Origin of the sequence: Paenibacillus amylolyticus, assembly GCF_047302515.1 — a bacterium.
Lineage (GTDB): Bacteria > Bacillota > Bacilli > Paenibacillales > Paenibacillaceae > Paenibacillus > Paenibacillus amylolyticus_G.
The window spans coordinates 264,100-277,007 of the sequence record NZ_CP168019.1 but is presented as its reverse complement, the minus strand read 5'-3'; the positions used below and the strand labels follow the sequence as shown (position 1 = coordinate 277,007).

General features: G+C 47.4%; 11 protein-coding genes. All 11 read right to left on the bottom strand.

Features of this window, described 5'->3' with window-relative positions; genetic code table 11:
* Window positions 1-366: 366 nt before the first annotated feature.
* On the bottom strand, window positions 367-1,587 hold the full coding sequence (gene cntE / locus ACDJ59_RS01265) for a staphylopine family metallophore export MFS transporter CntE (RefSeq protein WP_413407365.1): 1,221 nt from the start codon (window positions 1,585-1,587) through the stop codon (window positions 367-369).
* 41 nt (window positions 1,588-1,628) lie between these two features.
* On the bottom strand, window positions 1,629-2,822 hold the full coding sequence (gene cntE, locus ACDJ59_RS01260; protein WP_413407364.1) for a staphylopine family metallophore export MFS transporter CntE: 1,194 nt from the start codon (window positions 2,820-2,822) through the stop codon (window positions 1,629-1,631).
* Window positions 2,823-2,836: 14 nt separating this feature from the next.
* Entirely contained in the window at window positions 2,837-3,589 is a 753-nt protein-coding gene (locus tag ACDJ59_RS01255) for an ABC transporter ATP-binding protein (RefSeq protein WP_076253272.1), read from the bottom strand.
* The gene (gene cntD, locus ACDJ59_RS01250) at window positions 3,590-4,399 is read right to left on the bottom strand and encodes a staphylopine uptake ABC transporter ATP-binding protein CntD (RefSeq protein ID WP_413407363.1); all 810 of its coding nucleotides are present in this window, start codon (window positions 4,397-4,399) and stop codon (window positions 3,590-3,592) included.
* The gene (cntC, locus tag ACDJ59_RS01245; protein ID WP_413407362.1) at window positions 4,380-5,276 is read right to left on the bottom strand and encodes a staphylopine uptake ABC transporter permease subunit CntC; all 897 of its coding nucleotides are present in this window, start codon (window positions 5,274-5,276) and stop codon (window positions 4,380-4,382) included. The genes cntD and cntC overlap by 20 nt, the downstream gene beginning before the upstream one ends.
* The gene (gene opp1B, locus ACDJ59_RS01240; RefSeq protein ID WP_413407360.1) at window positions 5,276-6,208 is read right to left on the bottom strand and encodes a nickel/cobalt ABC transporter permease; all 933 of its coding nucleotides are present in this window, start codon (window positions 6,206-6,208) and stop codon (window positions 5,276-5,278) included. The genes cntC and opp1B overlap by 1 nt, the downstream gene beginning before the upstream one ends.
* 191 nt (window positions 6,209-6,399) lie before the next feature.
* Window positions 6,400-8,037 carry a staphylopine-dependent metal ABC transporter substrate-binding lipoprotein gene (cntA, locus tag ACDJ59_RS01235; protein WP_413407359.1) on the bottom strand — a complete coding sequence of 546 codons (1,638 nt, stop codon included), beginning with the start codon at window positions 8,035-8,037 and terminating at the stop codon, window positions 6,400-6,402.
* Between the two features lie 217 nt (window positions 8,038-8,254).
* A complete protein-coding gene (locus ACDJ59_RS01230; RefSeq protein WP_413407358.1) occupies window positions 8,255-9,556 on the bottom strand; it encodes an opine metallophore biosynthesis dehydrogenase in 1,302 nt (433 codons plus the stop codon).
* 66 nt (window positions 9,557-9,622) lie between these two features.
* Window positions 9,623-10,417: an SAM-dependent methyltransferase gene (locus ACDJ59_RS01225; RefSeq protein WP_413407357.1), complete on the bottom strand. Its 795-nt coding sequence runs from the start codon at window positions 10,415-10,417 to the stop codon at window positions 9,623-9,625.
* 43 nt (window positions 10,418-10,460) lie between these two features.
* Window positions 10,461-11,321, bottom strand: coding sequence for a diaminopimelate epimerase (locus tag ACDJ59_RS01220; protein ID WP_413407356.1), 861 nt, complete (start codon window positions 11,319-11,321; stop codon window positions 10,461-10,463).
* 328 nt (window positions 11,322-11,649) lie between these two features.
* A complete protein-coding gene (locus ACDJ59_RS01215; RefSeq protein WP_413407355.1) occupies window positions 11,650-12,876 on the bottom strand; it encodes an amidohydrolase in 1,227 nt (408 codons plus the stop codon).
* Between the last annotated feature and the right edge of the window lie 32 nt (window positions 12,877-12,908).

Here is a 12,908-nt window from a genome sequence, read left to right as displayed (position 1 = left end):
AAACCTCCTCTGTAAATGTTCGCAATACATGCGGGATAGGCTAGACAGCGGACTATATCAATATAAATTAGAATTACGCCTGTACCGCGACATATTCAACAAAGCTATATAGATTGAACTGAACATTTACACGAAACGGAGAGGACAGAAAGAACCTGAAGAAGCGGAGCTACAAGCTTTCTGTAGGAAAGCTACTTCGAAAGCATACACTTCGCCTACAAGCTTTCTGCAAGAAAGCTACATCGGAAGCATACGCTATCCCCGGATTTAACCTTATAAAAAGGAATCAAAAAAATCTGGGGATAACAGCGATCGGAAGGTTGTTCTGTCATTGGAGTGATCCGTGTAAATGTTCTTTAGTTCAATTTACACAGACACCATAGATCTAGCCTTATTGCCCGCTTCCATCCGTTGCCTGAACACCAACACCAGAATCGTCGCTGCAACAGAGAGCAACGTGCAGATCATAAACATGGTCGAATATGAACTCACCTGTACAATAAACCCCATCGCCAGTCCACCCAGAGAGAATCCGAGATCATACGAGGACATGAAGATCCCCATGAGTACATATCTGGAATCCACAGGCAGCACAAAGGACAGATATGTGGTTAATGTCGGGTACAACAGTGCCAGGGCAAAACCGCTGAACACCGCGGAGAGATACACCAATGGCCCGATGATCTCCACCAGGCTGAGTAACTGGGTTCCCAGTGCTGCGCACAGCATTAACCCTGCCATCAGCCAGGTATTCCAGCTACCATCGGACGGAATTTTTTTACGCAAAATAAACCTGCACAGGATTACAACCAATCCCTGAATCGTCAGAAATATGCCTGCACTCGCCATTCCGGTGGATACCATATATAGGGGAAGGAAGGTCGCTGTTGCCCCAAAAACGCAGGACGCAAACAACATCACCACACTGCTGATCAGCAGTGGCGTGCTGCGCCAGATACCACTGAATGAACGAAACATATCGCCCAAGGTATAGAATTTGTTCTGCACGGTACTTCGCGGCAGATCCACATTATATCCAATCAGAAGTGGCAGCGCCGCCAGTCCGATCATCAGCAGCGTAAACGCCAGATCACTGGCATTTTCCCAGATTTGTATGGCAAGGATCGGGATGACCAGAGAAGGAACCATCGTAAACAGGGTGTACATGGACAGTCCTTGTGCCCGGTCTTTGTCCTCCAGCTTTTCCACAATACCCGCCTGCATCGTCATGGAGAAAAAGGCCGTAGCCACCCCTTGCAGGGCTCGCAACCACAGATACGTCTCCACACCGAAAACAACAAATAACAGCAACGTGCCCGCATGCAGAAGCAATAGCCATTGCATCACACGAAGCGGCCCATACTTACCCAGCAATTGGGCTGCAAAAGGTCTCAAGAGCATACAGGTGAACATATATGCCCCCATCATCAGACCAATCTCAGCCTGGTTCAATCCGGCGGCTTCGCTTCGCAAAGGCAGAATAATCGTCAAAGCTGAATTCGCCGCAAAAAATAAAAAGGCCAGCATATAAAACCGGATAAAAGAAAAGGATACCGGATTTAATTTCCCATTGGATGTTGCATCCATCGAAGGCTTCAAACGTTCGTCACCACTTTCTCTTCTGGCAGTCAACTCACAGATGTACCTGTCACGGGTCTACGCCGTTCATAGGCAAAAACGATCATTACCGCTCCTAGGATAGCACACATCATGTACATAAATGAATAGGAAGAGAAGTCAGCGAGGGGTCCCATAATCACACCACCCAGAGAAATACCCAGATCCGCCATCGCGATAAATAACCCGATCAGGACGTTCCGGTTCAGTTTAGGCAACACAAAAGATAAATAGGTCGTGAGTGTCGGATACAGGATCGCCTGACCGATTCCCATGAATACAGCACCCACATAGAAAAAGACCACCCCGCCTGTCACAGCAAAACTGACACATTGCGCAGCTACGGCAAGCAGACACATGGTGCCCATGATGAAAGGAGAATGCCAACTGCCATCGGAAGGAATTCTTTTTCGGAGCATAATTCGAGCCAGCACCACCGTTCCTGCCTGAAGCATCAGATATACGCCCGCATTCCCGTTCGGTACTTGGCTCGCATACAGCGGAATAAAGGTGGTAATCGCGCCAAATACAACCGAAGCAGCAAGCATTAACACACTGCAACGAAATAAATATGGATTCTTCACCAACTGACCAAAGGATTCCCACATGCTCACATTCTGCTCCGATGGATTCACAGCAGGTTGCTCCTTGCTAGGTTCCATTTTAGCGGTATATCCGAAAACGCCCGTACAGACGGCAATGCCGATCAGAACCACTGTAAAATAATCCATGCCTCCCGTCTGCCAGATTCCTAACGCGATAACAGGCCCCACGATCCCCGGTATATAACTGAACAGCGAATAATACGAAATGCCCTGTGACCGATCTTTCTCCGGAAGTGCATCAATAATACCAATCTGCAAAGCCATAGAGAAAAACGCTGTCGATACCCCCTGCAAAATACGAGCAACCAAATAACCGCCGAGTCCCGTAAAGGTATATAGAATCAGCGCAAATCCATTGATGATCAGAATCAAACGCAATATTTTGATCGGACCGTGCTTTTGAATAATCCGACCTGCCCATGGTCTGAAGAACATCGTTGTGAACATATAAGCGCCCATGATCAGTCCGATCGTTGTACCGCTCGCGCCCAAGGACTCCCCTTGTAATGGGATGATCACGTTAAGAATGGCATTGGCACTGAAATATAGAAGAACCAGTATGTACAAGCGCAGAAAAGGCCAAGACATCGCTCCACTCACAATGGGTGTTCCCCCTAAAATGTAATTAAATGCTTCAATAATCGCTTCGCATAGTCGGACTGTACGTCCTTGAGTTGCTTGGTCGGAACGATCTCTACAACCTGTCCCTCTCTGAAAATGATTACCCTGTCACAGATATAGGCTGCCGCCTGTATATCATGTGTGATAAAGACATAGCTCAGCTTATAGATTTCTTTCAACTCTTTCAGTAATTGCAACACCTGGATCTGAACAGACACGTCCAGTGAACTGATCGCTTCATCGAACACAATAAGTTTTGGGGCTGTCGAGATGGCCCTGGCAATGCACACTCTCTGAGCCTCCCCGCCGGATAGTTCATGCGGATATTTGGATCTATAGGAAGGGCCCAGTCCAACTTGGTTCAGCAACAGATCTACCTTCTCTGAGTTTCCCTGATGCTTTCGCAGCTTTTGCTGCGCTTGCATCGGTTCCATAATGGCAGTTTCCACGGTAAGAAATGGATTGATGGAGGATGTATAGTTTTGAAAAACAGCGCTGAGGTTTCCCATCCGTACACGCCGATTCTGTACGTCCTGACCATCCAGCAAGATCGTTCCAAGATCTGGGCGTTCAATGCCCAGAATCAGACGGCCCAACGTCGATTTACCGCTTCCGCTTTCACCAATGATGCCCAAACACTCGCCCTGTTGGCATTCAAAGGTAACCTGTTTCAATACCTGTTGTCTGTGCTTGGAGAACAGTCCGCCTTGGTTATATGATTTTTCGATACTTTCCACCTTTAGCATCTATAAGTCCCCCTGCATCAACGCCTTAAAATGATTGCTCAGCTCCAGTCGGGTAGAGACCAGATACTGCGTATAGGCATGCTTCGGCTCCGTCAAAACAGAATGCATGTTGCCACGCTCTACGATGTTTCCGTCTTTCATGACCATCACGTCATCTGCAACCTTCTGAACGACGCCGAGATCATGGGAGATGAACATCATGGAACAGCCCATGCGTTCGCGTAATTGAATCAATTGCTCCACCACTTCATATTGAGAGATCGTATCAAGTGCTGTTGTCGGCTCATCCGCAATAATCAGATCGGGCTCAAGCACCAACGCCAGTGCAATCATGATTCGTTGAAGCATTCCACCGGACAGCTGATGTGGATATTGATTCAGAATCTCGCACGGATGTCTGAGCATGACGCTTTCCATGGCATTGATGATTTTCCGTTCAATCTCACGGGTATTCCAGCCAAAATGCTGCTGAAGCGTCTCTCGAATATGAACACCAATGACACAGGAAGGATCAAATGCACTCATGCCATTCTGCAAAATCATACACAGATGTTTGCCCCGCTTACGCCGCATCTCCGGTTCCGAAAGCTGGTTCAGGTCTTCTCCCTGAAATAACATCGTGCCCGTTTGGCGAATCCATGGCTTGTTCAGTCGCATGATGGCCCTGCACGTGACGGACTTGCCGCTACCACTTTCCCCTACGATGGCCATACAGCTTCCCTGTTTAACTTCGAATGAACTGTTATGAATGATCACTTTGTCTGTATTGGTGTCCCATACTTTCAAATGTTCAACCTCGACTATATTCATAAGCGGCCTTTCTCACCTCACTTTCGTAAGACTTGTCAGACTTACCTTGAGAGGTCATCAATTTGGGGTCCAGAGCCACTTGAAGGGCATCCGATAGAAAATTAAAAGCAGACACGACCACCACAATGGCCAGGCCCGGTGCCAACATCAATTCAGGTCTGGAGAACATGACTTCCCTCGCCTCATTGAGCATCATGCCCCACTCCGCATGCGGAGCCTGGATTCCAAGCCCCAGAAAGGAAAGGCCGGAGATCTGCAACATCATCGAACACATGGAACCGCTGGCAATGACGGCAATATCGGCAAAAGTAACCGGAACAATATGTTTGGTTATAATTCTCAGATTAGGTGTGCCGGAGGCTTTGGCGAATTTTACATAATCCATATCGGAGAATTGCATCACAGATGTTCGAATAACGCGGGCAAACCAGGCCCATTTCATGCACACAAAGGCAATCAAAATATTCTCCAGTCCTGCACCCAAAATACCGACCACCGCCAGTGTCATCACGTATCCGGGGAAAGACAGCATAATGTCACAGACTCTCATGATCCATGCATCCACTTTCCCCTTGAAATAACCCGCGACGAATCCAACAATAGCTCCAATCAGAACAGAAAGGCTCAGTGCAACAAGAACCCATAACACACTTGGACGGATACCATAGATAAGCCGGGATAATACACATCTGCCCAGATGATCATTGCCTAATAGATAATCCCAGGATGAGGAGGCATAACGAAGCTTCATATTCACTTGTCCAGGATCATGCGGCGCAATAAGCGGAGCCAGTACGCCCGCCATAATCGCGACCATAATCACTACCAAAGAGGTCAACGCAAGCTTGTCTTTGCTCAGATTCTTCAATATTCGCATCAGAATTCCTTTCTCAACCGGGGATTCATCGCCGCATTAATGATGTCGGATAACGTGTTAAATAAGACAAAGGTGACAGCCAACATCAGAACATACGCCTGAATAATCGGAAAATCTCTGCTTAAAATGGATTTTACACTGAGCCTACCGAGTCCCGGCCAGGCAAATACATTTTCGATGACTACCGTACTGCCCAACACAATTGGGATCGCCATGCAAAAGATGGACACGGCCACCTGTAATGAATTTCTTAGAATATGCAGGGTAACTTTCTTCTCACTTAGACCGCTTGCCCGTGCATATAATACATAGTCCTCATTCATATTGCTCAGCATGGAACTTCGAACCGTTCGGAAGTAAATGCCCGTATAACTCACCGTGATTACAATCACCGGTAGAATGTAGCTTCGATACGAGTCCATGCCACTGGTAGGTAACAGGTCCAGCTTGACGGAAAAATACCAGATCATCATGGCTGCAAGCCAGTAGGATGGCATGGCGGTAAGGAAAAAGGAAATACCTCTGACCGATCGATCCAGCAACTTGCCTTCTCTCATGGCACAGATCACACCCAGCAGGATGGACAACGCAATGATGAATACCGATGAGACAAGCGTTAACTTCAATGTGTTCATAAAAGCCGGCCCCATCAATGACCACACGGGTTCACCAGATACATAAGAGTTGCCAAAGTCCAACTGCACAACAGCCATAATCCAGTTCGCATACTGGATCATGAACGGCTGATCGAACCCCAGCGCTTTATTCGTTTGGGCGATCAATTCATCCGTAATCTGCGGAACTTCCTGTGCCTGTAACACAACAACCGCCGGGTCCAAGGGAGATAGATTAATCAGAACAAACGTTATAAATGAAATGATAATCAGTAAAGGGATGGCTAACAGAATCCTTTTGACGATATAACTTCCCATATCCATCTCCGCTCTATTTAAATTGAACTAAACAATATTTACACTACACTCCGATGACAGAACAACCTTCCGATCGCTGTTATCCCCAGATTTTTTTGATTCCTTTTATATAGGGAAAATCCGGGGATAAAGGCGAACGCTCCGCTTCTTCAGGTTCTTTCTGTCCTCTCCGTTTTGTGTAAATGTTTAGTTCAATTTATATATTTAAAATTCATTTTTTCAAAAGGTAGTTCATATTGGGTCTGCTTGAATGAGATTCCATCGAGATTCTCGGGAGCGACTACGGTGACACGTCCGTTAGTAATCGGAATGAAGACTGCTTCATCATGGACGATCTTCATAATGTCGGCATACAGAGATTGGCGGGAAGCCTCATCCGTGGAGATCATGACCGCATCGATTTTCTTGTACAATTCATCTGCTTCGGCAATTCCGCTTGTTGTATGCTTGTATGCCGAATCTGATGTAAATGCAGCAATGGTACTCTGTGGATCATAGGCCAGTCCCCAGGTTTGATTAAAGAGCAGATCATATTCCCCGGTGGCTCTCCGATTCGCAATGGAAGTGGACTCTTCGCCCAAGATTTCAAGCTGAATCCCCAATTCTTTCATGGAATACTGGATCAATTCAGCCTGTATTTTCTGTGAAGACGAGTTGCTGTCATAGTATAATTTCATGGCTAAAGGCTGACCGTTCTTCGTTCTCACCCCTTCACCGTCTGCCAATGTCCAGCCAGCTTGGTCCAGAAGCTTTTTAGCCATTTCCGGATCATACTCCCGTTTCTTAAGATCCACCTTGGCGTAATTGACATTGGCTGAAAATAGCGTGTCCGCTACAGTCTGCGTTCCGTTGAAAATATCTTTACTGATCGTTTCCCGATCAATGCCAACCCATAGTGCTTCCCGCACTGCCGTTTCCTGAACCGGACTATTTTCGCGACTGCTATTGGCTACGATCATATTCGTATTCATCGCTTCACTTCGAACCACCTGATAACCACCGGATTCAGCCAATTGGTCTATGGCCTCGACATCAATACTGTCTGCCCCCCGATCATCCGTGAACACAAAATTGATTTCTCCCTTTTGTAATGCCAGGAATGTCGTTTCACCTGCGGGAAGAACCTTGGATGTGATCTTCTTGATTGCAGGTGCACCGCCCCAATAGTCTTCATTGGCTTCAAACGTGGCATTCTCTTCAACTTTATGATCAGTAAGCTTGTAAGGTCCTGTGCCGTGGAAACCACTCACCCCGTCTTTGGTTCCACCATCCTTGAAATCCTTGGGTGAAATGAAGACATAAGGTCTTGTCATAGACAGTTCCACCAGAGCTGGATAATAAGCTTCCGACAGTGTCAGCTCCACCGTATGCTCATCGATAACCTTCACACTTGTGATTTTGGTAGAAAGCTTGATCCAGGCATGTTTTTCGGCATTCGCCTGAATGGCATCGATATTTTGTTTGACCGCCTCTGCGTCGAATGGCTCCCCATCACGGAATTTCACATCTTGTCGCAGATGAAAGGTGTAGGTCTTGCCATCCTCCGAGATATCCCATGATTCAGCCAGCAATGGCTTGATTCCGTCAGGCGTGTTTTCCACCAGAGACTCGTAGACCATTCCTTGCGCAGGCATGGAGCCTGTGTACAGATGAGGGTTCATATCATTAATATCTTTGGCAGAAGCATAGATAAGTTCCGTTTGTACCTGGCTATTGGCAGGCTCCGTTTGGGCGCTCTCTTTCTCTGTTGTGCTCTGAGCGCATCCGGCGAACAGCGCAATGGCTGACACCAGCAATAGTATAGATGTAAAAGTAAGACCCTTTTTCACAACATTTCCTCCTGATAAGCAAATTAAATTCAAACTTTACACAAGGCCACTACATGGTCAGAACAACCTTCCTATCGCTGTTATCCCAGATTTTTTTTGATTCTCTTTTCTAAAGAGAAAATCCGGGGATAAAGGGGAACGCTTCGCTTCTTCAGGTTCTTTCTGCCCCCTCCGTTACTGTGTAAAACAAAATTTAATTTGCATTATTTAAATGTAACTAGACCCTACTACTTACAAGTCCAATGCAGATCATGCGGATATCCTCGTCAAAGGATTGGATGACAAAGGCGTCGGACAAGCGTTGATCCGGGTTTGCGTCAGCCACTTCCTGAATCTTTGCCTCATATTTGGCGATAAATTGATCAATGGTTGGACAGCTCACATCGAGATGTCTGGCTATGCCCTGAATGATTTTGATGCGGTAGTAATCTTCCTTGGGCATACGGGGGATGTCCAGTTCCCCTTCGCGGTTCATGAACGTTTGACGGAATGGCACTGCTGAAAAGTCGAAATACTTCCCTTCCGAATTGGGTTCCGAGAATGGGTCAATCAATAATGAGGTGTACCGTATGTATAATAAATACTCCTGATGAATGACCTGCAGCTGATTGAAATTCTCGATATCCTGGCGTGATATACTCTCTAATCGAACCGGATAGTTGTCATCCGTCATGAATTGAAGCAGGTTGACTCCCTGGATATGGAGCCGTTCCGTAATATTCATAATCTCCTGCCACTGTGCCCGCATTTCCCGTATCAAAACTTCTGTAATCGGACCTTCGGGATACATCTTATATACATATCTCTGAGTATCCGATGCTCCAAAGATGGCCTCTAATGAGAAGTCATTCATGAACAAGGGTGGATGCACGTACAACGAAATATTTCTCGTTTCCGCCTCCAGTGGGGATCGCATCACTTCCAGCGCAACATCCAAACGCTCATACACTTGGCATAGCTTACTGACCTGTTCAGACGGGTAACGAGTGGAACCGATATAGACCTTTTTCTTGACCCCTGTTGTGATCACATGATTGGACGGATGTTCGTGCATCCAACGGGTATCTCCAAGGTAGGTAGAGAAACTGATCACTTCCGGCGCTGCATTCCGCTCTCTCATATAATGGGTTACCAGTCGATTGGACCCGAACGTTGGAGAAATCAAAATGATACATTTCTGTTGTTTGATGAATTCATCATTCATTTGTTCCAGTACATCGATATAAGCATCCGTGGTAACCGCCAAAATGAGTGTGTCCCACTCACCATCAACGGTGTCATATCCCTTGAACACATGATCAACGTAACACTCACCTGCGAGCGATTGATGTTTCTCATTTTGAATGCTGGCCTGAATACGTTGATTGCTCTCCTCGAGGGCTGAGAATACGGACGCTGAACGAACCGATTGTCTCCCCGCAATGCCTATACAGCAGTTGAGATGATCTTTGAGCGTTACCGCAAGCTGAATGGATGCAGGTCCGGTTCCGAGTATCAGGATTCGCTGAAGATTGCTCATATATGCCTCCTATATTCAAAGTTCAACCTGTAATCCATTTGGACGCACTTGGGCGCACTTGCATACCTATGCTTTTTGGTACAACGCAATATCAAACACATCATCCGGGCGCAGGATCTGGTCCACCAGCTTCCACTTGCTGCTGTCCGTCGCTCTCATGGGATAATTGAACAAGGACTTCAACTGATCACCGTATCTCATGGCTACAACCACCTGCGCATTCGTCAGGGCATGCAGTTGATCAAGCAGCTCATATTTAGGGGCCACGGTAGAGCTGAAAATGATATGGGTTGCTTCCTTGGTATACTCCAGATTTTCAAGCAATGTTGGCTCCAAACGAATCTTCAAACCCGCGCCCAGCGTCTCCACCACCTTCTGCCCGAGTCTAATGGATTCTTCATCAATATCGATCCCTACGACCTGTGCACCTGTTCGCTTGGCGATGAGTAATGGTGTCATGGGGAAGGAACCGGAGCCTACCAACAATACTTTGGAATCGGAGGTGACATGGAAGCTGCCGAATTCTTTATCGATACACTCTTCTATGTTTTTGAAATAATCGGCAATCTTCACATCCCCGTTCTCTAACTTTAATGCACGATATTTCTCCATGATGGCCACACACTGGGCGGATTTATTTCTTAACGCCCACACAAGCGAATCCAGTTCTTCCAGCTCCGAACGCTCCAACTGTTCCCAGGCTGCCTTATTGTCCTGATCAGTCACAAAGCGGGAATAGTCATTGATCACAGCCTCCAGCTCTGCACTATGCTGAATCGTATGATCATACTTGCTCGCGAGCTTATCAAATTTCTCTGCAAATTCACTCAAACATGTCTGAAAATGAACCAATATGATCATTTCTTTTCCCCCTACACGTTGTCTCGATCATGTGTCATGTACCTCATGCGTTTACAACGCTCCATTCTGCTGGAGCTTCTATGAAGGCTTTGCCCTGAGCCACGATGCCAACAGATCCCTCAATCGTAATACTCCCAAGTTCTGCGCCATTCCACTGGGCCGCCACTTTGATCGCACCACCAGGCTGCTTGATGTACTGCGTAATCTCCCTCTGCTGGCTCCATGCGAGATACGCTCCGACGGAGGCCGTACCCGAACCACACCCTCTCTCCCAGATCAGACTATCCAGCTCCGGAACATAGATGAGTGGGGCCATTTCTTCCAAGTGTGATTGATATAACAAGATACCGATCAGCTTATCTCCCTGGGTTAGTCCCAGTAACCTTGCAAGGGTCTGTGCCCTCTTCTTCATCGTATCGTCGAAGTCATCGACTTCAATAACGATATGGATGAACTCAGCGTACCGGATGATCACCATATCGAGCTCGATGCCTTCGTATCGGATTGTTCGTTGTTCGATCTGCTTTGGTATCGGCATGGTTACCTGGCAGTCATATTCGTTCTGCTGTTTCTTCACATGGCACATGATCAATTGATCGGTTCCGGAAACCTCCAGCATGATTTCCATAGACTCCTGTTGTGCCATTCCTGCTTCAGATGCGTGGTGTGCTGCAAGTGCCATACAGGCATTGCCACAGAACTCTCCTCCGGCCATTTCCAGACGGGCCACAGCTTCCGGTCTCCTCGTTGGTTCAATGAATCCCACTTGTTCAGCGTAAACGTTATCATACGACATTAGACGAGTTGCAATATGATTGTATTTCTCTGCTGCATGATCCGTTTTAACCAGAATCGTCATGTTTTGGGTGGGACTGAACTTGATAAAATCGATCTCCTGTTTCATCGCAGCGACTACTCCTGTTCTTTTTTTTTATCTAATAGTAATTATTACGATTAAAGGTCGAGAAAAATATAGCACATCCTTTTGGGGAGCGTCAACAAATATTTCCATTTAAAAAAATAAAATTTCATAATACCTTTAGCTGCACCTCCTGTAAGAAAACCCAAACAGAGCTGACGCTTCTGCGCCAGCCCTAGCCATAATTAAACCATCTGATAAGATTCAACGAATCGTCGTCCCAAGACCGCTCTTATCAAAAAAATAAGAAAAACGGTTGCCGTCGAACGGAACCGTTTCGATCTGGATATGATCCAGTGATTCACTATACTCATCACTCTTGATGTGCTTGCACATTGTGCAGTGCTTTCTCAGCCAGTGCAGCCAGAAGATGTGCTCCCAGCGGCAAAGCCCGTTCATCTACATCAAAGCCAGGGTGATGCCACTCATGCGGGCCAGAGGTGCCCAGGAAGAGGAACAGGCCGGGAACTTCTTTTTGATAAAAAGAGAAGTCCTCTCCTGCCGGAGAAGGCAACGGTCTGATGCTATTCAGCCCAATCTGACTTGCTACTTGCTCCGCCGCAGATGCCAGAGACTCATCGTTGACCACGGCAGGAGGTCCCTGAATCCAGCGAACCGTAGCCCGTGTGCCATAGGCTGCCGCCACACCGGCGACTACCTGATTGAAACGCTCGCGAATCCGTGCACGCACTTTCTCATCAAAGGTACGCACTGTGCCATCGAGGATCGCCTCATCCGGAATAACGTTCCAGGCTGTGCCGCTGTGGAGCTTGGTGACACTGATTACAGCGCTCTCCTGTGCCCCCACATTGCGGCTCACAATGGCCTGTAGTGCCGTAACAATATGTGCAGCAACCACGATTGGATCAATGCCTGCTTCCGGCACGGCTGCATGGGTGCCTACACCTTCCACTTTGACAACAAAACCGTCTGCTGCTGCCATCAATGCGCCTTCCCGAATGCCCACCGTACCTACCTGAAGATCAGGCTTGTTATGCAAACCAAATACGGCCCGAACATCGGATAATGCGCCACTCTGGATCACTTGCCGAGCACCCGTTGCTTTTTCCTCCGATGGCTGGAATATCAACCGTACTTTTCCCGGTAGAATGGACTCGCGCTGTTTCAGTAATCGTGCAGCACCGATCAGAATTGCCGTGTGTGCGTCATGTCCGCATGCGTGCATCTTTCCATCTACCTGGGAGGCAAATTCCAGCTTTGTCTCTTCCTGAATGGGCAGCGCATCAATATCCGCTCTTAGGGCGACCACAGGTCCGTTCCCTTGGCCTACTTCAGCGACAAGCCCTGTCCGGAGCGCATATTCGTCTGCAATATGGACACCTTCCTCTTCCAGCCAACTGCGAATGGCTGCCGTCGTCTCCTTTTCCTCGCCGGACAATTCCGGGTTACGATGCAGATGTCGCCGAATGGTGATTAATCTTTCCACGAATTCTTCCGCCCGTTCACCGTGAAGTTCATGCTCGGGGCCCTGTACTTGTTGGTCAGAATGCTGCTTGGGCTGTTCCAGATCACTTTTCATCACATGGCCTCCCATTCGTATATATTCACTGT